Origin of the sequence: Bradyrhizobium sp. 179 (genome assembly GCF_023073535.1) — a bacterium.
In the GTDB taxonomy this organism is placed as follows: domain Bacteria; phylum Pseudomonadota; class Alphaproteobacteria; order Rhizobiales; family Xanthobacteraceae; genus Bradyrhizobium.
Window position 1 is genome coordinate 79,018 of the sequence record NZ_JADPJR010000097.1, and the last position, 23,052, is coordinate 102,069.

A 23,052-nucleotide genomic window follows, 5' to 3' on the forward strand; every position below is an offset into this window, starting at 1 on the left:
GCAGCAGGCACGATGCCGTCCATTTTCCTGCGTCGGATGAACACCTCTCGTGTTCAGGGCCGGCGATTTTAGGGCCTGGCTGTTCCGACTGAACCGACCACAATCTGCATCAGCCAGGCGATGCCGGGGTCTCTCATCGCTGCCTTGGTTGCGATGGCCCGGATCGTATCCGGTTTGCGCGCGAAAGGCAGCTCGACAAATACCAAGCCGAAGCGGCCGGCATGGTGCTCCACCAGTCGGCGCGGCAACGCTGCGATCAGATCAGACCCAGAAAGCTGGACAAGCGCCATCATGAAATTCGGGACCGTCAGGGCGATGCGGCGTTCGAGGCCACGCTTGGCCAACATCTCGTCGACGAAACCACGCGGTTCACCGCTGAGAGACACCAGCAGGTGCTGTGATTGCGAGAATGCAACACGGGGTGAAGCTCTTTCCAAAGGATGTCCCCTGCGCATGGCCAGCACGAACTCCTCGTCATAGAGCCTGCGCGCCTCGAAACGCGGTGATACCGCCGGCAGCGGCAGCATTGCGATATCGAGCTCGCGTGTTTCGAGCATGTCGAGACTTTGGTGCCAGGGCTCTCCGATCGCGCCGCCGCGCGGCGCAGGCATCAAGTGGATCAGCCCGATGTCAATGTGAGGTGCCGCAGTCGCGATCGAACGCAAGATCGGAACGGTTGTGGAGACCAGGACGGCGTCGGGGGCGCCAATCGTGAACCGACGGCTGCTTTTCACAGGGTCGAACGGCGCAGCCGACCCGATCAGCTGTTCGACGCGAGCGATGATCTCGGCCACCGGCTCCCCAAGCTCCAACGCCCGCGCCGTTGGAACGACGCCCTTCGGTGTCCGCAGGAACAGCGGATCGTTCAGCAGAAGACGGAGCCGGCCAAGCGCATGACTGACGGCCGACGGCGTCAGGCTCAGCCGAGCGGCTGCGCGCGCGACATGACGTTCTTCCAGAACGACGCGGAAGAGCACGAGCAGATTCAGATCAATCCTGGATAGATCAATTTTCTTCAGCATATTGCTGAAATCATATCGCTGGATTCATCAAGATCAAGGCCGCATGGATTGGGCTCGCTCGTCGTTCGATCAGGAGTCCTGAAATGACCAAGAGACCGCCCGGGCTGAACAAATCGCCAGGCTCGCCGGAGACGATGTCGCGGCGCTCGATGATGACCGCTACGGCTGCGCTTCCTCTGTCCGTTCAGCTTTCGGCCGATGCCGCCGCCGGGAACGACGCGATAGCCAGCCTCATCGAACGCGCCCGCGAGAAGAATGCCGCCTTCATGCGTGGCGACATGGATCGCTGGTTCCAGCTTGTCCGCATTGCGCCGGATTTCACGCTGATGCAGCCCTTCGGCGGTCCTGCAAGTCGCGGATTCGACGCCAGCCCCAAGCGCTTGGCTGACCTATCGCGATACTTCAGGGAAGGCGAAACCGAACTCGAGGTTTTGCAAACCTATGCATCGAACGAGCTCGTCGTTCTCGTCATGGTCGAACACCAGCGGGCCGAGGTGGGCGGGTTGGCGGCTCAAGACTGGTCGCTGCGCGTGACTGAAGTCTACCGCAAGGATGGCACGGATTGGCAACTCGTGCATCGTCATGCGGATCCGCTGGTCCGAAGCATCACCTTGCAACAAGCGGCGATACTCGCCCGGGGTTGGAGGGAGGAAAAATGATTTTGCCTCGCCTCGCTGGAGCAGCCAACTGACTCAGGACGTCGCCGCATTCAGCGCGAAACGTCTCCCCCTGGTTGGTGAGCGCGGGGGATTCTGCGTCGCCATTCCTGAAGTTTGCAGGGCGTTAGGTGGCAAGGCTTCGACGAGCGGTTTCGTCGCGATGGCGCATGCGCTCAGCGCGAGCGCTTCGGCAACTTCGGCAGCTTGTCGGGATTGAACTCCGGCATCTGCCCGGCTCGTTCTCGTTCAGGTGCCGGTGGCTGCTGTTCGGTCAGGATGAGCGTGCCCTGGAGGATCATTCCCGGGACTTGTACGGCCGTCGCCGTGTAGCTCGCGATCTTGCCAGGGCAGCTTCCTTCGATGTGCAGCGTGAGCTCATCGTCGTTGCCGAAGACCGTTACACGGCCGTCGGTATGGCGCTTGGTCGATACGGTAGCGGTGAAGCGATCGCCATCGACGTGACAGGAGCCATGATACGTCATCAGGCTGTCGCGGCCCCAGATTTGTCCGTCTGCGACATGGACGATGCCGGTGCCCTGGTCCAGCGGCGTCTTGTACCAAGCCGCGTAGGTGCCGTCCTTCAGCATGGGAGCCATTTCCCCCTGGTATTCCCGAGGGGATAGTCCGCAGCATTAGTGCTAAGAAAGGGTTAATCGCGCGGCCCGTGCAAATCCGGTTGGTCCCTCCGCAGCTCGGCCTCGAGCTCCTCGATGATGCTGTGAAGCAGACATGCGGCGAGCGGATCTGTCACTTCCCGCTCCAGGCGCCGATAGCGCGCGATCTGGAACTCCTGCTCTCGCAACTGGTGCTCTGTCATCGGACGGGCCCTCCGACGAAACGACGCAGAACCGGCCGGGGAGTTTCGTTAAAATTTTCGGATCATTCGCGATGGTTTCTGCTTGGTTAAACATCAATACGGCGGCGATGAATTCAGGGTGGCGATCTTGTGCCGTCCGGCCGAAACCGGCGGCCGCTCTCGATTTCCAATCAAGCGATGTCACTTGGGAAGAGCAGACATGGAACGCCGACGCGCCGTCCGCTATGGACGAACAGGCGACATCAGAAGTTGCGAGTTAATTAGGAGAGTCAATCGGGCGGCGCCTCGAGCGCTCGCCCGTTCGCCTCGTTTCTCGCTACTTCTTTTTCACCGTCCCGAAATCCGGCTGCCAAGCGGCTTCCTTGCGGTTCGGCGCCGCAGCGATCACCTTGGCCTTTTCCTTCTTCGGCTTCTTGGCTTCGCGATTGCCGCGTTGCTGGCCCTTCGCCATGTCGCTCTCCTTTGGTGGTTTGAGTTCGTCGAGTTCGTTCGACTGCAGCACCCGTCCACGCGGAGTGCAGACCCTGACGTCCATGTAGCCTTCGCGCAGCAGTTTTCGCGCGAGCCGCAGCGCGACCGTTGCACTACCGCGGCCGAAATTGGAGCTGCCGTATTCGTTGGTTCCGCTGACCAGATATGGCACGCGGGTTGTCCTAGCCATTGAGGACGGCGGCTCCGCATACGAGAAGCAGCAAAAACAACGGAACGACCACCGGCGGCACGATCCATTCCGAGATGCGAACGCGCGACATCGAATGCTCCTGCGAGGCCTTCGGCGGGAGCACACGTGACCCTCAGTCACCGGTCGAAGCCGTTGAGATGTGCGGTGATGGTGGCGAGGCTACGCCCGCGCCGAGCCAATAGCGAGCGTTAAATGCCACGCGGGCGACGGCTCCGCCGCGACATCTTCATTTGCCGGCTGGTCACGATAGTGCTGGCTATTGCCATGCGAAGGGCGCATGGTCGCGACAGCCAGCATCGGTTGGGGCTTCACTTGCGAAAGGCAGGCGTGCATGACCATCCGCTCGCGGCGAGAAACCGTCAAGTTCAAGCATCCGTTCCGCATCCGCGGCATCGAGCGCACCTTACCGGCCGGCGCCTATGAGGTCGTCACAGACGAGGAGACGATCGAGGGCCTGACCTTCTCGGCCTATCGCCGCATTGCCACGATGATCACGGTGCCCGCCGAAGGCGCTTGCGGCGCCACGGAGATGCTGTCGATCGGCTCGATCGATCTTGCGAACGCACAAGCCGCGGACGCGAGCATCACCAATGACTGACCGGCCGGTCGATCTCGATAAGCATCGCGGCATGGCCGCGCAGAAGGCAACCGACCTGCGCCGTGCGTTGGCTGACGTCGAGGCGCATCTCCGCGAGCTGCGCGAGCGTGAAGCCGATCTCGAAAACCGCATGATGACGGTGCCAGCCGCGTCCTGGCCAGAGGCGGCAGTGAAGGCGCGCCATCTGCTCAACCTCTATGCTGCAAGTCTGCCTTCCGAGGATACGCGCCATCGCGCGCTAGTGGCAGCACTGTTCGACGATTTCGCCCGGCTGTCGGGCGAGGTCTGAGGCGAACGACGGCCGCCCCGCATTCTCGACATGCCGCAATCAGGTAACGGAGCAAGCCATGACATTGACCAGCGGCCGCTTTATTAGCCACGAATACGACCGAATGATCGTCCGGTTCTCGATGCATGACGGTGCCCGGGAGATTCCTTGCGCGATCTCGACTTCTGCGATGGACGACCTCGAGCGCGGCCCGCAAGTCAAACCCGAGCAGCGGGAGGCCCAGTTCAGCCGATTGCGGGATCGCATCGAAGCATGCGCGGCGAGCAAATATCGCGCGACGGAGTTCGAGGGCACGCCGCCAGGCATTGTGCTGCGAGGCATCGATTTCAGGTCATAAGCAACGACAGCACCGCGACCGGCCTTCTTGCGACGTCACAGGTGACGCCGCCATTATGTTATGAGACCGGACATGCCGTTGCTGCGGAATCTCCGGAACGAGATTCTTTCTACTCCGCGCGCGCCTTGATCTCCGGCAGTGGCGCCTTGCGCTCGAACGGCTTCTTCTTGGGCGGCGCGGGCAGCAAGCCCTCCCTGATCGCCTGCTTGCGAGCGAGCTTGCGGGCCCGGCGGATGGCCTCGGATTTCTCGCGGGTCTTTCGCTCCGACGGCTTTTCGTAGGAACGCCGCTGTTTCATTTCCCGGAAGACGCCCTCGCGTTGCATCTTCTTCTTGAGAACGCGGAGCGCCTGGTCGACGTTGTTGTCTCTGACAAGTACGTGCAATTGATCATCCTCGCGGGGGCTGCGAATGCGACACGTCCTGCAGGGCAGCCAATTGCGCAGGAGCTTCATTGCGATTTTTGAGGATAGCGGCGGCGACATTCGTCGCGGCTTCGGACGAGCCGATCTGCTTGTCACAGCGATGCAGCTTGGTGACACCAACGTGACCACTGTCGTGCTGTGCTGTCAATCGCTAACGTCTTGCTTGCAGGCCGGCAGACACACACGAAGTGCTGCGATCGGAACACCCGAGGAGCCTCGCAGAAACAAATTGGCTTGCTCCTTGCGAAATCGCGAATGTGATGTATATTGACCTTGTTCGATTAGCCGCTGTGCCTTGTTGAATGCGCCCGCGGGCTCCTTTTCCAAAGACATCGACGAAGTTGAAGATAACCGCGTGATTGTCGCGCGGAACGCGTTCGCGCGCTTTGGAGAAGAAAATGACGACAGGTACTGTGAAGTGGTTCAACGGCCAAAAGGGCTTCGGTTTCATTCAGCCGAACGATGGTAGCAACGATGTGTTCGTTCACATCAGCGCCCTCGAGCGCGCCGGTCTGGCGGGCCTCGGAGAAGGCCAAAAGGTCAATTTCGAGGTCAAGACCGACAAGATGCGAGGCAAAGTCAGCGCTGAGAACCTCTCGCTGGCTTGATATCGTGGCGCCGTTTCACGGATGTACTGAAACGGCCCCCCTGCCCGCTCGATCTTCTGATTGAGCGGGTTTTGTCGTTTGCCAGGCCGGGTGAGCAATGAGCGCCAAGAAATCGGCAGACCTGTCACCCGAAGGCATCGCGCGCCTAAATCGTAAGCAGCTGGCCGCCGAAGAGGGAGCGCGCGCATTGGCGGACGCCGAAAGACAGGCTATCGAAATTCGCAAGAACATGGCGCGGCTCCGCGAGGTGCGCGAGGCCAAAGAAGCGGCCGATGAAGCTGTTCGAATAGCTTTGCCGGCACCCAAGAAGCGTTCGAGGAAGCCGGCAAGATAGTCGCCCTCAACGCCATCGCCGAAACTTAAAGACGATCGCATGCCGGAAGTGCAGGTCGTGCCTAGAATCACGCCAGAACGATCACTTTCTTTCTCGCTTCCGGCGCAAATCGGCAGATGTGCCGGCTCGCGACGACATTTAACACGCGGAAGCAGGCCTTGCTATCTCCAGAAGCATCGAACGGAGTTCGAGCGCATGGCGCCGAGCGCGACATCGTTCTGTCAGGGCTTCGAGGGCTTTTGATCCCACGGGCGCTTGCCGTCCGCGTCACGATCCCAGGGCCGCGTTGTGGGTGCACTCTTTTCGGCCTCGGCCGCTTTCGCGCGGTCATGTTTAACCTGTTCGCGATCGGTAAAGGGCGGGTTTTGAGTGGAGCTGACTTGAGCGAGGACCGGAACTGTGGTGACCAGCGCAATCATAAGGAATTTCATCATCCCCGTGTCTAGCACCGATCTCGGAACGCGTCCGATTTAGTTTGTCCGCTCGCCGTTTTCAGGCTGCAGAGCTTGGCCTCTCTTCTCTTGGCTGTCGGCCCAGCGCCGGTATTCCTCCGCCAATTCCCGGAGAGCCGCAGTGCCGGTGCGAGTCCGCCTCAGGCCGTAGCGGAAGGCAGTGCATCGAGCACGCCTAGAACGTCACCCGCATGCCCGCATAGAACGCCCGCGGCCTTGCCGGGCTGAGCGAGCGCGGGTCAGTGAATTCTGCGCCGCCATTGGTGAAATTGGGCACGGCCTCGCGGTCGAAGAACTGTCCGTAGGTCGCGTAACGCTTGTCGAAGACGTTGTCGATGCGGCCGTAGAGCTGGACGTTCTTTGCGACCTGATAGGAAGTGTGGAGGTTAAAGACCGTATAGGACGGCAGCTTCGCGTATTGGTTGGACTCGTCGCCGACCAGATACTGGCTGGAGACGAACAGCGCGTTGCCGCCGACCTTCCAGACGTCGGTCACGGCGTAATCGACGCCGACCTTGACGCGATGGCGCGGGACCGCGGGGATCTGGTTGCCGGGCAGGACCCGGATGGTCTCGGTGGCCGGATCGGAAAACGGGCTTTCCGAGCCGAGTTCGAGCGGGTCAAGGAAGCGCGCGTCGACGAAGGCGTAGCTCGCCTGGACCTGGAGCGTCGGAGACTTGATGTTGACTTCGGCTTCGAGCCCCTGGCGCCGCGTCCGGCCGACATTGGAAAAATAACCGAAGCCTGTGCGCCCGACGGCGGGTACCGCAAGGATGTCGTCATGATTGGTGGCTCGGAAGCCGCCGATCTTCCATCCGAGCGTGCCGATGTTCAGCTCCCTGGTGCCGCGCAGGCCCGCTTCCACGGTCTTCGACACGACCTGGTTCAGCGGCGGATCGGAGACGAGAAACGCTGCGATCAGGCAGGGACGGGCTGGATCGGAGCAGCCGAGCTCGAGCGGCGTCGGCACGCGGTTGGCCTCGGAATAGCCGGCATAAGCAGTCAGCTCGGGCGTGATCTTGTAGGTGCCGCCGATCACCGGGTTGAAGCGGGTGAAGGTGTGATCGCCGTTGAGCGCAGTGCCGAGCTGATCTTCCAGCGTGATGCGCGCCACGTTGAAGCGACCGCCGCCGGTGATGGCGAAGGCATCCGTGACGTTGAACGTGTCCATCGCGTAAAGGCCGTTATATTGGTTGACGGTCCGCAGCGAGACAGGACCGGCAACGGGATTTGGTAAGCCGGTCGGCCCCAGGAAGACACCGCCGCCGCTGACGGCGTAATTTTCTGCAATCGAGCCGATCTCGGCGGTGGCGTTGTAGCGCGTGACACCGGCGTCATAGGTTGCGCCCATCACGAAGCGGTTGTCGTGCCCGAACAGCTGATCGGTGTTGGTGGCCTGTCCCGAAACGCCGAAGCTGCTCGAACGGATCGTGCCCCGGTCGATCTCGCCGAGGATCGTTCCCGGCGCAAACGGATTGGCAAGCTGCACGCCGTTCACGCCGTTTGCGGGCGTGGTGTCATCGCCGAAGCACAGCAGCGTCGGATCTGCACCGCACTCCTGCGCATCGGTCGGGTTTCCGTCGACGATCTTCTGCTCGTAGCGGCGCACATGCGCGGTGCCTTCGAGCGTCCAGGTCGGCGTCGCATCGACCTTTCCGGTCAAGTTGAGATAGCCAACGCGGTTCGAGGTGGTCTGCGGTGTGGTGTAGGTCGCGCCCCAATATTTTTCGAGCAGCTCGGCGGGAACAGTGGCGCTGGCGCCGAAATCGTTTTTGGCCACTCCCATGTTGGCGTGAAATTCGCTGTCGCCCGCCTTGTAGCCGACATCGCCGTAGAAGCGCCGCACGTCCGATCGGGAGAAGTTGCGGAAGCCGTTGTCGTGCAGGCCTTCGAGCGCGCCGTAGACGGCGTAATTCTTGTCGACCTGCTTGCCCCATTGCGCCGAGCCCTGGATGCGGCCGAACGAGCCCCCCATGACATCGAGCTCCGCACCCTGATAGGTGAAGCCGTCCTTCATTTGCAGGTTGATGGCACCGCCCAGCGCATTGAGACCGAAGGCGGGATTGTTGGTTACCAGCGTCACGGACCTGATCGCGGCGGTGGGGATCAGGTCCCAATTGACGGCGTCGGAGAAGGCTTCGTTGATGCGGACGCCGTTCTGGTACACCGCAAGGCCTTGCGGCGTGCCGGTCACGGGCGAAGCGACGAAGCCGCGGAATTCGACGTCGGGCTGAAACGGATTGCCGGTGACTTCGCTGATGTTGACGCCGGCGATGTTGTCGCGCAGTGCGTCGGTCACGTTCAGCGAGCCGGTGCGCTTGATCTGGCTGGCATCAACAGCGTTGATCGCCGACGGGACCTTGTCGACATCAAGACCTCTGCCGGTGCCCGGCGCGGTCGGATAGACGTAAATGCGCGTCCTGGGGCTGGCGGACCCCGGCGTCCCGATGCGTGCGACCGGTCGCGACGGCGTCGTGCGCCTCGTCGCCGACGGTGGCGCGGTCACCTCGACCGGTGGCAGGTTCTGAACGTTGGTCTCCTCGTCCTGCGCGGCCGCGGCAGGGTGCGCGAACAACCCGGACACCAGCCCCGTCGAGATCGACGCCATCAATAAACGACGCTTGAACCAGAGACCCTTGCCCATCCCCGCCTTCCCATCCGTGACGACCGGCTGTTGTGATTTTCCGCCGTTCGGTCGAGATGAGTGTATTCGGCCGCAATGAGTGCGCCAGCCACAAAAGATCGGACGATATCCGCTCTCGTTTTCCCGATGAAATCGGGAATTTTTCCCGATCGTTTTTCGGGCGCGATCAGGCCGCCGCCGTCGGAACCAGCGCCTCCACGGTCAAACCGTTCTCGCCAGAGACGACATTGAGGGTGCCGCCCAGCGCCAGGATCCGCTCGCGCATGCCGACGAGACCGAAGCCGAGCTTCTGACCCGGCTCCATGCCGTGGCCATTGTCGCTGACCCGTACCCGGGCGCAGACGCGGCCGTCGCGCCCGTGCTGCCCGGCCGGCTCGATGATGACGTTGACCGCGGTCGCGCCGGCATGGCGGAACACGTTGGTGAGCGCCTCTTGCACGATGCGGTAGATGGTGAGGTCGGCAGTCTCGCCCGTCGCGCCCAACGCCGGCGAGATCGAGGTCTCGATGCTGACCTCGGGATGCGACTCCCGCCATAGCCGCGATAGCGATTCGAGCGCCTGGCGCAGGCCAAGCTCGGCGAGGCCGACGGGCCGGAGGCGCTCCAGCACGCGGCGGGTGAACTGCTGGAGCGCGTTGATCTGCTCCAGCAAGGCGCTGCCGTGCTTTCGCACCGCCTCCGCACTCGGCGCCCGCCCGTCCGCCAGCTTCGCCAGCGCGCTGGCATGCGCGCGCAGCGAGAACAGATACGGTCCGAACTCGTCATGCAGCTCGCGCGCGATCTCCTTGCGCTCGACGTCCTGGAGCGACACCGCACGCTCGGCAAGGCGCCGCTTGTCCTCGACCGCCTCACCCAGCGCTGCTGCGAGATGATTGAGCTTGCCGCAGATCGCGGCGAGTTCGGGCGCACCGCCTGGGGTGACCCGCGCGTCATAATGCCCTCCCTCGATCTCGGCCATTGTCTCGGCCAACGTCTGGAGCGGCGCCAGAGCCCGGCCGACCACATTCATCATCACCAGGAACAGCACCACCGCGATGACCGAGCCGACCTCGAGCTGGGTCACGATGCTGTCCCAGATCTCGGCAATCTCGTCGTTCGGATGCGAGGTGATCACGAGCGAGCCGGGCTTGCCATGGATCGAGACGGGCACGCTGACCGCGGTCTGCTCGGGATGAACCAGGCTGACGAACCAAGCCGGCGGTCCGCGCGTATCGGCGTCGGCATCGGCCCGGGGCGGCGTCAGCGGATTTCCGCCGGCGTCATGGAGCGCGATGCTGACATGGCGCAGACGACTGAGATCGCGCGCAATCTGTTTCAGCCGGGCGTCCGGATCGGGCGCCTCGTTCAGGTCCGCCACAATCATCTCGATGAACTCGCGTGCGAGCCGGATCACGCTCTGGTCCTCGGCCTGCACGCGCGGCCCCGCCTCCGCGACTTGACGGCCGATATTGACGGCCAACCCCAGCGCCAGCAGCAGCGCCAGCAACAGGTTGATGCGCCCGCGCAAGGAAAGATTTTGCCACATTGGTATCGCTCGTGCCCCGCGAAGGTTCTGCCCCGCCTCTCCGATGACGTTGACAGAGGCGAAGCGGCGGATATCTAATCGGAAGCGTACAGCAATCCCGGCCGGGTTGCATGAGGCGACATGAGACGCGCGCGTCTTGCCTGGTCGGCCTCATGCGGCGCAGAACAGGCAGTTTCTATCAGGGAGAACGCGCTGTCGCGGGGAACGCCTATGCGCATTCTGATCGTCGACGATCATCCCATCGTCGCCTCCGGCTGCCGTGCCGTGCTGGCCGACGAGGGCGAGATCGAGATTTTGGAGGCTGCCGACGCGGAAGACGGCGAGTGCGTGTTCATCGTCGAACGCCCCGACCTCTGCATCATCGACATCAACCTGCCGACCGTCTCCGGCTTCGAGCTCGCGCGCCGCATCCTCGAGCGCGCGCCCGAGGCCCGCATCATCATGTTCAGCATGAACGACGATCCCGCCTTTGCCGCGCGGGCGATCGAATGCGGCGCCAAGGGCTACGTCTCCAAGACCGGCGACCCCGACGACCTCGTCGAGGCGATCCGCGCCGTCGGCGGCGGCGGCACGTACCTCCCGAGCGCGATCGCGCGCAGCATTGCCTTTGCGGGACCGGCGCTGGCGCAAAGCCCGCTGTCGAAGCTGAACGCACGCGAGATGGAAATCCTGCGGCTGCTCAGCGCCGGAAAAAGTCTGTCCGAGATCGCCTGGCTGGTGCAATCGTCCTACAAGACGGTGGCCAACACGTCCTCGATTATGCGCCAGAAGCTGGGCGTGAAGACCTCGGTCGAGCTGGTGCGGCTGGCGATCGACAGCGGCGTTGCCTGACATCGCCACAAATTTCGGTCACACAAGCGTTGCAAATCTTGATGTGGCGAGATGCCACGGAGCTTTGGGCATGACGATTCAGACTGTCTCGACCAACAAATCCTATGGCGGCGTCCAGGGTGTCTATCGCCACGCGAGCCAGACGACCGGAACGGACATGACGTTCTCGGTCTATATTCCGCCGCATGCGGACGGCGCCAAGCTGCCCGTGGTCTGGTATCTTTCCGGGCTCACCTGCACGCATGCCAATGTCACCGAAAAGGGCGAATTCCGCAAAGCCTGCGCCGAGCTCGGCCTGATCTTCGTCGCGCCCGATACCAGCCCGCGCGGGCCCGACGTGCCGGGTGATGCCAACAACGCCTATGATTTCGGCCTGGGCGCCGGCTTCTACGTCGACGCGACGCAAGAGCCGTTCTCCCGCAACTATCGCATGTGGAGCTACGTGACGGACGAGCTGCCGAATCTGGTGGCGGCGAATTTTCCGGTCGACGCCAAGCGGCAGTCGGTGATGGGCCATTCGATGGGCGGCCACGGTGCGCTGACGGTAGCCTTGCGCAATCCGCACCGATTTCGCGCGGCAAGCGCTTTCGCCCCGATCGTGGCGCCCTCGCTCGTGCCCTGGGGCATCAAGGCGTTGACCGGTTATCTCGGGCCGAACAAGGACGCCTGGCGCAGCCACGACACGGTGGCGCTGATCGAGGACGGCGCCAAGTTTTCTGGCTTCCTGGTCGATATCGGGGAAGCCGACAATTTCCTGAAAGAGCAGCTCAAGCCGGAACTGCTCGAAGCCGCCTGCACCAAGGCGAGCATCCCGCTGACGCTGCGGCGTCAGGCGGGCTACGACCACAGCTATTATTTCATCTCGACCTTCATGAGCGATCATCTGCACTGGCACGCGGAGAGATTGACGGCGTGATCCTTCTTACCCTCCCCTGGAGGGGCCCTGGAGGGGAGGGTAAGAGCCCTTACTCCGGCTTGCCGTAATTCGGCGCCAGCAGGCGGTTGCGGATCAGATAGCTCATCGTGCGCGTCCACGCTTCGTCGCTGTTGCCGCGCATGTCGGCGCTGGCAACCGTGACCATGTTGCCGGTCTTCACGTCGCGCAGATAGATGTTCAGGTTGATGATCAGGTTCGAGACCTTCTGCACCAGGCCGGTGATCTCGAGATCGGCACCGAGCTGGCCGGCGAGCTTGAGGTCGCAGCCGCCGCAGGCCTGCAAGTTCGCGTGACGGGCGGCATCCCTGATTGGCCCGATGTCGAGCAGCTGGAACTTGCCTGAGTCAGCCAGTTCCTTGCGCAGCTGCTCGCTGATGCGCTCCAGCCGCGCCTCTTCAAGCCGCGAGCCGTAGAACTCGCCAGGCAGGCTGGTGTCGATCAGCTCGAAATCGAACACCGCCAGTTTCGGCGGGTCGGCAAGCGCGACCGACCCCATCAACAACAATGCAGCGAGACATAGCAGCGCTCGCAGGATCGTGATTCCAGTCCCCGCGCGTGCGAGGACGAAATGCGGGGTTGCATGCCCTGACAAATCGGTCATGCTTTAGCAGAGACAATTCTCCACCGGCGGTCAAGCCGGAGAGATCGTCCGGAGGAAACATGATCCGATGGTTGGTCGGCCTGATCGGCTTGGGTGTCGCCGCGACGAGTGCGCTCGCCGCTGACCCTGTTACGATCGGCGTCGGCTATCTCGGCGTCGCCGGCACCAGATCGACACTGTCGCTGGTCGAGCAGCCCGCGGAGAATGACGGCGTCGCCGGCGCCCGCCTCGCCATCGAGGACAACAACACCACCGGGAAATTTCTCAACCAGCGTTTTATGCTGGAGGAGCGCCGCATCAAGGAAGGTGAGGATCCGGTGCAGGCCGCTACCGCGCTCGCCGACAAGAACGGTTTCATCATCGCCGACCTGCCGGCCGATATGCTGCTGAAAGTCTCGGACGCCCTGCGCGCGCGGGGCACGCTGCTGTTCAACGTCGGCGCAGTCGACGAGCGGCTGCGCGAGGCCGATTGCCGCGCCAACGTCGTCCACACCGCGCCGACGCGCGCCATGCTGGCGGATGCGCTCGGTCAGTACCTGGTGTGGAAGCAGTGGAAGCGCTGGCTGCTCGTGGTCGGCTCGCATGACGAGGACAAGCTATTCGCCGACGCACTGCGTCGCACCGCGACCCGGTTCGGCGCCAAGATCGTGCAGGAGCGCACGTTTGAAGACAAAGGCGGCGCACGCCGGACCGACTCCGGCGTGACGCTGATCCAGCGCCAGATGCCGGTGTTCACGCAACAGGCGCCGACCTATGACGTGCTTGTTGTCGCCGACGAGAGCGAGGTGTTCGGCGCGTACCTGCCCTATCGCACCTGGGATCCGCGGCCCGTCGCGGGCTCGGCCGGTCTCGTGCCGCGCAGCTGGGACGCGGCGCAGGATCAATGGGGCGCAATCCAGATGCAGAACCGCTTCGTCAAGCTGAACTCGCGGCGCATGACCGCGCTCGACATGCAGGCCTGGACCGCGGTGCGCATGATCGGCGAAGCCACCTCACGCACCAATTCCGGCGAGGTCAAGAAAATCGCCGATTTCATCAAGGGCCCGGATTTCTCGGTCGCCGCCTTCAAGGGGACGCGGCTTACCCTGCGCGACTGGAATCTCCAGCTTCGCCAGCCGATCCTGCTGGTCGACGGCCGCATGGTGGTGTCAGTCTCGCCGCAGGAGGGATTCCTGCACCAGGTCTCCGAACTCGACACGCTCGGCTACGACCGTCCGGAGAGCAAATGCAAGCTGAAATGAGCAATTTGAGATGAGTTCGAGCATCCACCGCGACGACGCTGCGCCCCCTCCGCCGCTTGCGGGGGAGGGTTGGGGAGAGGGTGTCTCAGTAAGGAAGACTCCCCAAGAGGAGCGAGCCCTCTCCCGCATCGCATCTGTCGATGCGATACGACCTCCCCCGCAAGCGGGGGAGGTGAAGGCAGCCCGCGCACAACCTCAGCGCATCGAAGAGCAACGACGCTTGCATACGCTGATGTTGCCCCTCTCGCTGTTTGCCGGACTAGCGCTTGCCACCGCACCCGCGCATGCATTCATCGCTTATGTCTCGAACGAGAAAAGCAACACGGTGTCTGTGATCGACACCGACAGTTGGACCGTGACCAAGACCATCAAAGTCGGCCAGCGTCCGCGCGGTATCGATTTCACCCGTGACGGCAAGTTCGTGATGGTCGCGGTCGGCGACGACGACACCATCCAGGTGATCGACGCCAAGACGCAAGGCGTGGTGGACAGCTTGCCCTCTGGGCCCGACCCGGAATTGTTCGCTCAGGATGCCGCGGGGAAAATCCTCTACGTCGCCAACGAGAACGACAACACTGTGACCGTGATCGACCTCGAGAAGCGCGCCCGGCTCGGCGACATCCAGGTCGGCGTCGAGCCCGAGGGCATGACCATCAGCCCCGATGGCAAGACGCTGATCAACACGTCCGAGACGACCAACATGGCGCATTTCATCGACACATCGTCGCGCCAGATCATCGCCAACGTGCTGGTCGACGCGCGGCCGCGCTTTGCCGAATTCAAGCATGACAGCTCGGAAGTGTGGGTCTCCTCCGAGATCGGCGGCACCGTCTCGATCATCGATCCCAACAAGCATGAGGTGATCGGCAAGGTCACCTTCGACATCCCGGGCTTGCGGAAAGAGGCGATCCAGCCGGTCGGCATCGGCATGACCAAGGACGACAAGACCGCCTTCATCGCGCTCGGCCCCGCCAACCGCATCGCCGTGGTCGACGTCGCGACCCGCAAGGTGCTGAAATATTTGCTGGTGGGGCAGCGGGTCTGGCACATGGCGTTCACGCCGGATGAAAAATACCTGCTCACCACCAACGGCGTGTCGAATGACGTCTCCGTCATCGACGTCGCCGCGCAAAAGGTGATCAAGACCATTCAGGTGGGCGAACTGCCCTGGGGCATCACGATCGCGCCATGACCAGCCCTGCCCCCATCGCCGAACCGCGTGAGACGCCGAGGCTGGAATTGGCCGCAGTGCCGGCGCTATCGATCGACGGCGTCAGTCATTCTTACGGGCCACGGCGGGCACTGACCGACGTCTCCTTCAACGTGCAGCCCGCGAGCTTCACCGCGCTGCTCGGCCTCAACGGTGCCGGCAAGAGCACGCTGTTCTCGCTGATCACGCGCCTGTTCGGCATCCAGGCTGGCCGTGTCGCCATCTTCGGTCACGACATCAGCAAAACTCCAGGCGAGGCGCTGCGGCTGCTTGGTGTCGTGTTCCAGCCGCGTACGCTCGATCTCGACCTTTCGCTGACGCAGAACCTGCTCTATCACGCCGCGCTTCACGGCATCAGCCGGCGTGAGGCGGCTTCACGTAGCGCCGAGCTGCTCGGACGCATCGGGCTCTCCGAGCGCGCCGGCAGCAAGGTGCGCGATCTCTCGGGCGGGCAGATGCGGCGACTAGAGATCGCACGGGCACTGCTGCACCGGCCGCGGCTGCTGTTGCTGGACGAGCCGACCGTCGGGCTCGATGTTAAGGCGCGCGCCGACATCATCGGCCATGTCCGCCAGCTCGTGACCGAGCAAGGCATCGGCGTGCTCTGGGCGACGCATCTGTTCGACGAGGTCATGCCCAATGACGATCTCGTGGTGCTGCACCAGGGCAAGGTGCTGGCGCAGGGGCCGATGAGCCGCGTCCTCACGGAAGTCGGTGCGCAGGACGTCAACACCGCCTTCATGCGCCTGACCGGTGCGCAAGCGATGCCGGGAGGCATCGCATGAGCAGCATCACAACCCGCGAGGCGCCGCGCGGCTTCTCGTTCGCGGAGTACATGACCTGCCTCTCCGGCATCGTCTGGCGCGAAGGCCTGCGCTTCCTGCATCAGCGCGAGCGCTTCGTCTCGGCGCTGGTGCGGCCATTGGTGTGGCTGTTCATCTTCGCTGCCGGCTTCCGTCAGGTGCTCGGCATCTCCATCATCCCGCCCTACGAGACCTACATCCTCTACGAGGTCTATATCGCGCCCGGCTTGATGGCGATGATTCAGCTCTTCAACGGCATGCAGTCCTCGCTGTCGATGGTCTATGACCGCGAGATGGGCAACATGCGCACGCTGCTGGTCAGTCCACTGCCGCGCGGCTTCCTCTTGTTCTGCAAGCTGCTGGCAGGCACCGCGGTGTCGCTGCTCCAGGTCTATGCGTTCCTCTTGATCGCCTGGTTTTGGGACATCACGCCGCCATCCTCGGGCTATCTCACCGTGCTGCCGGCCCTGATCCTGTCCGGCCTGATGCTGGGCTCACTAGGCATGCTGATCTCCTCCGGCATCAAGCAGCTGGAAAACTTCGCCGGCGTGATGAATTTTGTTATCTTCCCGATGTTCTTCGCCTCCTCCGCGCTCTACCCGCTCTGGCGGGTCCAGGAGGGCAGCCCTTATCTGTATTACCTCTGCGAGGCCAATCCGTTCACTCATGCGGTCGAGCTGATACGATTTGCGCTATACGGGCAGCTCAACTGGATCTCGCTGGCGGTGGTCGCAATCTGCACAATCGTGTTCATGATCGGTGCGATTTTCGCCTATGATCCGTCGCGCGGGCTGGCGCGACGCGGGCCTGCGGGAGGCGAAGGATGAGGGTTCTGGTCCTGGCTGTCATGGCAATTGTGCTGTCCGGCATGGCCGCGCGCGCGGCCGATCCGCACTATCCCGACTGGCCCTGCACCCAAGCCAAGGTGCCGGAGATTTCGCTCGCGGCCGTCTGGGCCGGCCCGCCGCTCGACGACGTGCAGAACAAATGGAAGGACGATGCCAAGATCAGCGCGCTCGTCGCAAAGCTGTCGGCGCGCAAGACGCCGCTCGACGAGGCCGAGAAGTTGGTGAAGGAGTTTCTGGCCGCCTCCGCGTCGGACAAGACGGCGAACGCCAAGCTGCTGTTCGCCGGCCTGTTCGACACGCTTAACGCCCAGCGCTCCCAGGTTATGAACGGCCTCGAACGCGTCAGCCGCAAGCAGCGCGAGGCCGCCGACAAGATCCGCGAGGAAACGCTGGCGCTCCAGGCGCTCCAGGGCGTAACGCCCCGCGACGATGCCAAAATCGAGGCGCTCAGCAACGAACTGATCTGGAAGACCCGGATCTTCGAGGATCGTCACAAAGTGGTGCGATTTGTCTGCGAGGTTCCGACCATGATCGACCAGCGCCTGTTCGCGCTCGGGCGCGTGATCCAGCAGGAAATGGAATAGCGTCAGGCTCGCTGACAGCTCACGAAAGTTCCCGCGACATCGCCGCGATCGTTAACCTTCCGGCGCGCTATCTGGCGGAACCAAATCGCTCTAGGATGTCTTGTCGAAGTCAATCCAGGACATCCAAGACATCGGGAGGCCTCGATGGGAACAACGAAATTCATCTTCGCGAGCGTTGCGGTCATCACCATGTTCGCATCCAGCGCCTTTGCCGACGATCTGACCGGAATGATCACGCGGATCGATCGGCTCAACGGCACGATCTCGATCCAGCAGACGCAGAAGGGCACCGTCGGCGCCAGCTCAGGAAGCGCCGGCGCGCTCCAGGAGTACAAGGCAAAGGACGCTGCGATGCTGGATGCCGTTCATGCCGGCGACAGGGTGACCTATACCGCCACCGAGACCAACGGCACGGGCACGCTGACGAAGTTGCAGAAGCAGTAGGTGCGGTCTTCGCCTTCACTTCTCCAAGCTGCGACACAGCGTCATGGCCGGGCTTGTCCCGGCCATCCACGTCTAGCCACGCGCAACGAAGAACGTGGATGCCCCGACCTTCGCGCCGACGCGGCTTCGGCGCGCAGGCGGGACAAGCCCCGGCATAATTGTGTGTCGTTACGGCTCCGGGCGCGGCTCCGGCTGCGCTTCCTCGGTCGGGAGTTTTGCGCCCTCCCAGCCGTCGGTGCCGTCAGGGTACCAGGCGATGTTGGAGTAGCCATACGCCAGCGCGCGCTTGGCGGCGTTCCACGACATCCAGCAATCGGCCAGGCAATAGATCACGAGCAGCGCGGCCTTGTCGCCGCGCGAGGCACGCGCGAGGCCGCGCTGCAGGTAATCGTCCACGGCCGGCGGCAACGCGCCGTAGCCGGTGTCCGGCAACCACAGGCTGCCCGGAATGTTCCTGCGCGGTGCATCTCGCCACACGGTGCCTGCGGGAAGGTTCTTCGGCTTCGGCGGCCGCGGCATCACGTCGACGAAGGCACCGCTTTTCGCCCGCCAGATCGCCTCGGCTTGCGCCGTCGTCAGCACGCGGGCGCCGGCGAGCGTCGCCGGCACCGGCGCGCGGTAATTGTCGGTGCGGTAGCCTTCAGGCTCGAACGGCTCCTGCTGCTGTGCCAATGCCGGCCCTGTCAGAACAGCGGCGAGCAGCGCAACGGCAAGATGCCGTTTCATGGCGTCTTCTTGGCCGTCTCCGCGCCGAGCGGCCGATTGTTCTCGTCCAAAAGAGGTACGCCGAAGTCGAGCAGGATCTTGTTGATCTCGCCCTGGTTCTCCTGGATTAGCTTGTTGAGCTGCCGCTTCCAGTTCTGATCGGCCGGGCGCACGCCCATGCCGATGCGATAGACCAGCTTCGGCCCGGTGGTTTCTTTGACCAATGGCGTAACGTGAAGCGAAGCGCCGGCCTTTTTTGCATAATAGCCGGCCATCGGGCCCCACAGCACGCCGGCGTCGATCTTGCCGGCGGCGAGGTCGTCGATCATGGCCTGCGCCGAATTGTCGAAGCGGGTGTCGATCATCAGCGGATAGGGCTTTGCATCGCCCATCAGACCGGCTATCGCCATGTTGGTCGCCGGCGGCGTGCCAGCGACGATGCCGACATGCTTGCCCTTCAGCCGCGCGTCCTCCAGCGTATCGACGTCCTCGAGTCCGCTGCCGACCTTGGCGACCAGCGCATAAGTCGTGCGGTAATAGGGATTGGTGCCCTGAACGAGGTCGTCGCCCTGCGGGAAGCCCATGATGACGTCGCAGCGATGCGCACCCAGCGTCATGCGCACGAAGCCGGTGGCCTGCGGGAAGAAGACGTAGTCGAGCTTCTTCTGGAGCTTGTCCGCCAAGAACTCGGCGAGCTTGTTCTCGAACCCCTCACCCTTCTCGTTCGAGAACGGCAAATTGCGCGGGTCGGCGCAGACGCGCAGCACCTTTGGATCGACCAATTCGAAGGAGAGGTCGCCGGTCTCGTTGGTCTGCGCGATCGCAGCATTGCCGAACGCGCAGGACGCCACCAGGATCCACAGTGAAAACAACCAGCGACGATGTCGTCCGGCCTCCGTCATCGCGCTTCCTCCTCGTTTTGTTTGAATGTATCCATGCAACGCATGACGCGCCATGTCTTGCCAGCTTTGTGTTGGTGTTGCTTTGTTGCAGCGCAATGCAGCAAACACTCTGAACTGAGGCGGAAAAGTGTCTCACATCGCTTCAACAATCGCAGTCCTGTTCCTGCTGGGGTTCGTCACGCTAGCACGCGCCGAGGCATCCGAATTGCCTGTGAGCGAAGTCGCGCCGGGAATCTTCGTACACTCCGGGACCATCGCCCTCATGACCCGCGAAAACGAGGGCGACATCGCCAACGTCGGCTTCATCGTGGGCGGTGATGCGGTGGCTGTGATTGATACCGGCGGGAGCTACCGCGAAGGCAAGGCGCTGCTGGCGGCCGTGCGGGTGAAGACGCCCAAGCCGATCCGCTACGTCATCAACACCCACGGCCATCCCGATCATGTTTTCGGCAATGCGGCCTTCGCCGATGGAAACACCATCTTCGTCGGCCATCACAAGCTTCCCCAGGCGCTCGCGACGCGCGGGCCTTTCTATCTCGACAATTTTCGCCGCATCATGGGCAATCAGCTGATCGATCCCGTGAACATCATTGCCCCTACCCTGCTCGTTTCGGACACGACGACGCTCGATCTCGGGTCGCGCCGGCTGACCCTGCGGGCCTGGCCGGCCGGGCACAGCGACAATGATCTGACTGTGTTCGATGAGACGACCAAAACCTTGTTCGCGGGCGATCTCGTCTTTCTCCGCCACATTCCGGTCGTGGACGGCAGCATCCGCGGCTGGCTAGACACTTTGAAGGAATTGCAGGCCATTCCGGCGCTGCGCGTCGTTCCTGGTCACGGCCCCGTGAGCGACTGGCCTGCCGCGCTGACCGATGAGCGACGCTACCTGTCAACGCTGCTGTCCGACGTCCGCGCACTGAACAAGAAGGGCGAGCCGATCCGAACCGCCGCCGACAAGGCCGCCGGGTCGGAACGGCCGCGCTGGGCGTTGTTCGAGGACTACAATGCCCGCAACGCAACCGCAGCATTTTCAGAAATTGAATGGGAGTAGCGGGCGCGCTACGATGGGCGAAACGCCCGCAGGACCATGACCATGTTGGGATGCACACGCCGCCTGGCCTTGACCGCCGTACTGCTTGGCATCGCGTTCGCGATGCCGGTGCAGGCGGAAGAGGCCGACGACCCCTGGCCGGGCTTGGTGCAGGACATCTTCAGCAACCGTCCGATGAACGACGGCAGCACCGTCATCGGCATCGAAATGCCCTATCGCGCCGAGGATGCGGCCATCGTGCCGGTCACGCTGCGCAGCAAGCTGTCGCCCGGCGATGCGCGGCGCATCCGTTCGATCACGCTGGTGATCGACCGCAATCCCGCTCCGATGGCAGCGAAGTTCGAACTCGGACCGGATGCCAATGTGACGGAGATCTCGACGCGCGTGCGCGTCAACAATTACACCGACGTGCATGCGGTCGCCGAGCTCAGCGATGGCCAGCTCTATGTCTCCAAAGTCTATGTCAAGGCCTCTGGCGGTTGCTCTGCGCCGGCGGCAAAGAACGTCGAGGAGGCCAAGAACCGCCTCGGCCAGATGCGCTATCGGCAATTCGCGCGCGAGGACGCGCCGGCGAGCCGCGTCCGCGAGGCGCAGATCATGATCGGCCATCCCAACAATTCCGGCCTGCAAATGGACCAGGTCACGCAGCTCTATATCCCGGCCTTCTTCATCAACCAGCTCAAGCTGACGCAGGACGACAGCCCGGTGCTGTCGATGGAAGGCGGCATCTCGATCTCGGAAGATCCCAATCTGCGCTTCACCTACGTCTCCAACGGCGCCAAGCGCTTTCGCGCGGAGGCGAAGGACACGGATGGGCACGTGTTCCGCAATGAGTGGGACGTGGAGAAGCCGGGGACGTAAGGCGAGGAGCACCCTCCCTTGGAGGAGACCGGGACGAGCGTAGCTCGCCCGTGGGTCGGCTCCCATGGAGCGCAGCGGAATGTGAGACGGGGTGGGGTGACGGTCTCTCCACACCCAACAGTGCCCGAGGTGGAGAGATCACCCCCCGCTCGCGCTGCGCGCAATCGACCCTCCCCCTCCATTGCCGCACAACTCAAAAGCACCTCACCTCGGCTTCGGCCTGCGCGCGCCGGAGATCATTCACCGCCGAGTTCGCCTGCTCCGAGGTGCGGAACTGGACGCCGAGATTGCCGCGGACCTGGGACATGCTGAGCGCGGTTTCCGCGGTGACGTAGCGCTCATAGGGCACGATCGAGGCGACTACGTCGATCGAGCACGAACATTGCTCGATCGCAGACCGCGTCTCGCCATTGGCTTTCATGCAGCCGTAGACGTACTCCGCGCGCGCCGATGTCGGATAATCATTGGCGTCCTCGGCCCGCGCCGCGCACGCGGTCACTGCCAATACGGTCAATGCGGCGACAATCGGTCGTAGCTGTCCCGCCAGTTTCATACGCATCCTCCCGCTGGTTGCGACCAAAGCTATGCTATGCGTATTGTCCTGAAAAGCACTCCGTCAGAGGAAACGGCTCACAAGGTGATGAGAGCACGTGGTGTGATAAGAGCACTCGGTCGAACATTGGTGCTCGCAGTGACGCTGGCGTCGACGCTGGCCGTACCCGGCCGCGCCGCCGAGACCATCCGCCTTGCGGTGCAGAAAACCGGAACATTCTCCTGGGAGCTGGCCGCGATCCGCGCGAACGGTCTGGACAAGGAGGCCGACCTCTCGCTCGAGGTCACCGAGCTCGCGAGCACGGAAGCGGGCAAGATCGCGATGCGCGCAGGTGGCGCCGATATCATCCTGTCGGACTGGCTATGGGTGTCGCGCGAGCGCGCGCTCGGCGCCAAGCTCACTTTCTATCCCTATTCCAGCGCGCTTGGCGCGGTGATGGTGCCGGCGGCTTCTCCGATCAAGACGCTCGCCGACCTCAGGGGACGCAAGCTCGCGATCGCCGGCGGAGCGATCGACAAGAGCTGGCTGCTGCTCCAGGCCCGCATGAGGCAGGATGGCATCGACCTGAAGTCTGCGGCGACCATCGTCTATGGCGCACCACCCCTGATCGCGGCCAAGGCGCTCGACGGCGAGATGGATGCGAGCCTCAATTTCTGGAATTTCTGCGCGCAGCTCGAGGCCAAGGGCTTTCGCCGCCTCGCCGGCATCGAGGACATCCTGCCAAAACTCGGTGCCAAGGGCCCGGTCGCCGCGGTCGGCTATGTCTTCGACGAGAGCTGGGCGGCAAGCCATCGTGACGCCATCGCGCGCTTCATCGCAATGACCCGAAAGGCCAAAGAGCTGCTGGTGACCTCGGACGCGGCCTGGGACAAGGTCGCGCCGCTCACCGGCACTGCCGATCCGGTCCTGCTCAAGACCTATCGCGACCGCTATCGCGACGGCATCCCGCGCCGGAGCATCGCCGACGAGGAGGCGGATGCGCGCGTGCTCTACCGCGTGCTCGCCGAGATCGGTGGCCGCGATCTCGTCGGGCCGGCGGCCGAGCTCGATCCCGGCACCTTCTATCACGCAGTCCCCGGAGACTGAG

Annotated in this window: 30 protein-coding genes; 17 read left to right on the plus strand and 13 right to left on the minus strand. The window is 63.3% G+C overall.

All coding sequences use genetic code 11. The features are described 5' to 3' along the window. Nucleotides 1-68 precede the first annotated feature (68 nt). The gene (locus IVB12_RS22335; protein WP_247302008.1) at nucleotides 69-1,022 is read right to left on the minus strand and encodes a LysR family transcriptional regulator; all 954 of its coding nucleotides are present in this window, start codon (nucleotides 1,020-1,022) and stop codon (nucleotides 69-71) included. Between the two features lie 83 nt (nucleotides 1,023-1,105). On the opposite strand from IVB12_RS22335, the gene IVB12_RS22340 reads away from it, so the two are divergent. Next, nucleotides 1,106-1,681 carry a nuclear transport factor 2 family protein gene (locus IVB12_RS22340; RefSeq protein ID WP_247302011.1) on the plus strand — a complete coding sequence of 192 codons (576 nt, stop codon included), beginning with the start codon at nucleotides 1,106-1,108 and terminating at the stop codon, nucleotides 1,679-1,681. Nucleotides 1,682-1,854: 173 nt separating this feature from the next. Here IVB12_RS22340 and IVB12_RS22345 read toward each other — a convergent pair whose 3' ends face one another. From IVB12_RS22345 to IVB12_RS22355, 3 genes are all read right to left on the minus strand, one after another. Continuing rightward, on the minus strand, nucleotides 1,855-2,268 hold the full coding sequence (locus IVB12_RS22345; protein WP_247302014.1) for a hypothetical protein: 414 nt from the start codon (nucleotides 2,266-2,268) through the stop codon (nucleotides 1,855-1,857). Between the two features lie 62 nt (nucleotides 2,269-2,330). Then, nucleotides 2,331-2,498 (minus strand): hypothetical protein, encoded by a 168-nt coding sequence (locus IVB12_RS22350; RefSeq protein ID WP_247302016.1) that lies wholly within the window; start codon nucleotides 2,496-2,498, stop codon nucleotides 2,331-2,333. A gap of 316 nt (nucleotides 2,499-2,814) precedes the next feature. Next, the gene (locus IVB12_RS22355) at nucleotides 2,815-3,159 is read right to left on the minus strand and encodes a hypothetical protein (RefSeq protein WP_247302018.1); all 345 of its coding nucleotides are present in this window, start codon (nucleotides 3,157-3,159) and stop codon (nucleotides 2,815-2,817) included. Between the two features lie 352 nt (nucleotides 3,160-3,511). Between IVB12_RS22355 and IVB12_RS22360 the strand changes: the two genes are divergently transcribed. From IVB12_RS22360 to IVB12_RS22370, 3 genes are read left to right on the plus strand one after another with little or no spacing between them, the layout of a single operon-like run. Then, nucleotides 3,512-3,778: a hypothetical protein gene (locus IVB12_RS22360; RefSeq protein ID WP_247280519.1), complete on the plus strand. Its 267-nt coding sequence runs from the start codon at nucleotides 3,512-3,514 to the stop codon at nucleotides 3,776-3,778. Continuing rightward, nucleotides 3,771-4,067 (plus strand): hypothetical protein, encoded by a 297-nt coding sequence (locus IVB12_RS22365; protein WP_247302020.1) that lies wholly within the window; start codon nucleotides 3,771-3,773, stop codon nucleotides 4,065-4,067. Before IVB12_RS22360 ends, IVB12_RS22365 begins: the two co-directional genes overlap by 8 nt. A 58-nt stretch (nucleotides 4,068-4,125) precedes the next feature. Beyond that, entirely contained in the window at nucleotides 4,126-4,404 is a 279-nt protein-coding gene (locus IVB12_RS22370) for a DUF1488 domain-containing protein (protein WP_247302023.1), read from the plus strand. Between the two features lie 109 nt (nucleotides 4,405-4,513). Here IVB12_RS22370 and rpsU read toward each other — a convergent pair whose 3' ends face one another. Both rpsU and IVB12_RS22380 read right to left on the minus strand, forming a co-directional pair. Continuing rightward, nucleotides 4,514-4,789 carry a 30S ribosomal protein S21 gene (gene rpsU / locus IVB12_RS22375; RefSeq protein WP_247280516.1) on the minus strand — a complete coding sequence of 92 codons (276 nt, stop codon included), beginning with the start codon at nucleotides 4,787-4,789 and terminating at the stop codon, nucleotides 4,514-4,516. Between the two features lie 4 nt (nucleotides 4,790-4,793). Then, nucleotides 4,794-4,976: a hypothetical protein gene (locus tag IVB12_RS22380; RefSeq protein WP_247302027.1), complete on the minus strand. Its 183-nt coding sequence runs from the start codon at nucleotides 4,974-4,976 to the stop codon at nucleotides 4,794-4,796. Between the two features lie 250 nt (nucleotides 4,977-5,226). Between IVB12_RS22380 and IVB12_RS22385 the strand changes: the two genes are divergently transcribed. Further along, nucleotides 5,227-5,436: a cold-shock protein gene (locus IVB12_RS22385; RefSeq protein WP_247302031.1), complete on the plus strand. Its 210-nt coding sequence runs from the start codon at nucleotides 5,227-5,229 to the stop codon at nucleotides 5,434-5,436. Between the two features lie 97 nt (nucleotides 5,437-5,533). Further along, nucleotides 5,534-5,770, plus strand: a complete 237-nt coding sequence (locus IVB12_RS22390) for a transcriptional regulator (RefSeq protein WP_247302033.1) — start codon at nucleotides 5,534-5,536, stop codon at nucleotides 5,768-5,770. A 221-nt stretch (nucleotides 5,771-5,991) separates the two neighbouring features. Here IVB12_RS22390 and IVB12_RS22395 read toward each other — a convergent pair whose 3' ends face one another. The 3 genes from IVB12_RS22395 to IVB12_RS22405 all read right to left on the minus strand — a co-directional run bounded on the left by IVB12_RS22395 (nucleotide 5,992) and on the right by IVB12_RS22405 (nucleotide 10,391). Next, entirely contained in the window at nucleotides 5,992-6,204 is a 213-nt protein-coding gene (locus IVB12_RS22395; RefSeq protein ID WP_247302037.1) for a hypothetical protein, read from the minus strand. Between the two features lie 193 nt (nucleotides 6,205-6,397). After that, nucleotides 6,398-8,866: a TonB-dependent receptor gene (locus tag IVB12_RS22400; protein WP_247302039.1), complete on the minus strand. Its 2,469-nt coding sequence runs from the start codon at nucleotides 8,864-8,866 to the stop codon at nucleotides 6,398-6,400. 166 nt (nucleotides 8,867-9,032) lie between these two features. Continuing rightward, on the minus strand, nucleotides 9,033-10,391 hold the full coding sequence (locus IVB12_RS22405) for a histidine kinase (protein WP_247302042.1): 1,359 nt from the start codon (nucleotides 10,389-10,391) through the stop codon (nucleotides 9,033-9,035). A 210-nt stretch (nucleotides 10,392-10,601) separates the two neighbouring features. On the opposite strand from IVB12_RS22405, the gene IVB12_RS22410 reads away from it, so the two are divergent. Next, entirely contained in the window at nucleotides 10,602-11,222 is a 621-nt protein-coding gene (locus IVB12_RS22410) for a response regulator transcription factor (RefSeq protein ID WP_157326983.1), read from the plus strand. Between the two features lie 70 nt (nucleotides 11,223-11,292). Beyond that, a complete protein-coding gene (gene fghA / locus IVB12_RS22415; protein WP_247302043.1) occupies nucleotides 11,293-12,138 on the plus strand; it encodes an S-formylglutathione hydrolase in 846 nt (281 codons plus the stop codon). A gap of 49 nt (nucleotides 12,139-12,187) precedes the next feature. Here fghA and IVB12_RS22420 read toward each other — a convergent pair whose 3' ends face one another. Continuing rightward, the gene (locus IVB12_RS22420) at nucleotides 12,188-12,760 is read right to left on the minus strand and encodes a DUF3280 domain-containing protein (RefSeq protein ID WP_247302045.1); all 573 of its coding nucleotides are present in this window, start codon (nucleotides 12,758-12,760) and stop codon (nucleotides 12,188-12,190) included. A gap of 59 nt (nucleotides 12,761-12,819) precedes the next feature. On the opposite strand from IVB12_RS22420, the gene IVB12_RS22425 reads away from it, so the two are divergent. From IVB12_RS22425 to IVB12_RS22450, 6 genes are all read left to right on the plus strand, one after another. Continuing rightward, on the plus strand, nucleotides 12,820-14,001 hold the full coding sequence (locus IVB12_RS22425; protein ID WP_247302047.1) for an ABC transporter substrate-binding protein: 1,182 nt from the start codon (nucleotides 12,820-12,822) through the stop codon (nucleotides 13,999-14,001). Between the two features lie 232 nt (nucleotides 14,002-14,233). After that, complete coding sequence (locus IVB12_RS22430; protein WP_247302049.1) at nucleotides 14,234-15,193, plus strand: YVTN family beta-propeller repeat protein; 960 nt, start codon at nucleotides 14,234-14,236, stop codon at nucleotides 15,191-15,193. Further along, entirely contained in the window at nucleotides 15,190-15,996 is an 807-nt protein-coding gene (locus IVB12_RS22435) for an ABC transporter ATP-binding protein (RefSeq protein WP_247302050.1), read from the plus strand. The genes IVB12_RS22430 and IVB12_RS22435 overlap by 4 nt, the downstream gene beginning before the upstream one ends. After that, nucleotides 15,993-16,841 (plus strand): ABC transporter permease, encoded by an 849-nt coding sequence (locus IVB12_RS22440; RefSeq protein WP_247302063.1) that lies wholly within the window; start codon nucleotides 15,993-15,995, stop codon nucleotides 16,839-16,841. Before IVB12_RS22435 ends, IVB12_RS22440 begins: the two co-directional genes overlap by 4 nt. Beyond that, complete coding sequence (locus IVB12_RS22445) at nucleotides 16,838-17,446, plus strand: hypothetical protein (protein ID WP_247302066.1); 609 nt, start codon at nucleotides 16,838-16,840, stop codon at nucleotides 17,444-17,446. The genes IVB12_RS22440 and IVB12_RS22445 overlap by 4 nt, the downstream gene beginning before the upstream one ends. Before the next feature lie 144 nt (nucleotides 17,447-17,590). Further along, entirely contained in the window at nucleotides 17,591-17,890 is a 300-nt protein-coding gene (locus IVB12_RS22450; protein WP_247280501.1) for a copper-binding protein, read from the plus strand. A 168-nt stretch (nucleotides 17,891-18,058) separates the two neighbouring features. Here the strand turns inward: IVB12_RS22450 and IVB12_RS22455 are convergent, their stop codons facing one another. Together IVB12_RS22455 and IVB12_RS22460 are read right to left on the minus strand one after the other, a co-directional pair. Next, nucleotides 18,059-18,616: a PQQ-dependent catabolism-associated CXXCW motif protein gene (locus IVB12_RS22455; protein ID WP_247302069.1), complete on the minus strand. Its 558-nt coding sequence runs from the start codon at nucleotides 18,614-18,616 to the stop codon at nucleotides 18,059-18,061. Then, nucleotides 18,613-19,497 carry a substrate-binding domain-containing protein gene (locus IVB12_RS22460; protein ID WP_247302072.1) on the minus strand — a complete coding sequence of 295 codons (885 nt, stop codon included), beginning with the start codon at nucleotides 19,495-19,497 and terminating at the stop codon, nucleotides 18,613-18,615. The genes IVB12_RS22455 and IVB12_RS22460 overlap by 4 nt, the downstream gene beginning before the upstream one ends. Before the next feature lie 127 nt (nucleotides 19,498-19,624). Here IVB12_RS22460 and IVB12_RS22465 point away from each other — a divergent pair, with 127 nt between their 5' ends. Next, nucleotides 19,625-20,551, plus strand: a complete 927-nt coding sequence (locus tag IVB12_RS22465; protein WP_247302075.1) for a quinoprotein relay system zinc metallohydrolase 2 — start codon at nucleotides 19,625-19,627, stop codon at nucleotides 20,549-20,551. Nucleotides 20,552-20,593: 42 nt separating this feature from the next. Then, nucleotides 20,594-21,412: a quinoprotein dehydrogenase-associated SoxYZ-like carrier gene (locus IVB12_RS22470; protein WP_247302078.1), complete on the plus strand. Its 819-nt coding sequence runs from the start codon at nucleotides 20,594-20,596 to the stop codon at nucleotides 21,410-21,412. 193 nt (nucleotides 21,413-21,605) lie between these two features. Here IVB12_RS22470 and IVB12_RS22475 read toward each other — a convergent pair whose 3' ends face one another. Next, nucleotides 21,606-21,965, minus strand: a complete 360-nt coding sequence (locus IVB12_RS22475) for a hypothetical protein (protein ID WP_247302080.1) — start codon at nucleotides 21,963-21,965, stop codon at nucleotides 21,606-21,608. A gap of 87 nt (nucleotides 21,966-22,052) precedes the next feature. On the opposite strand from IVB12_RS22475, the gene IVB12_RS22480 reads away from it, so the two are divergent. Then, nucleotides 22,053-23,051, plus strand: coding sequence for an ABC transporter substrate-binding protein (locus tag IVB12_RS22480; protein WP_247302083.1), 999 nt, complete (start codon nucleotides 22,053-22,055; stop codon nucleotides 23,049-23,051). Nucleotide 23,052: the final 1 nt, after the last annotated feature.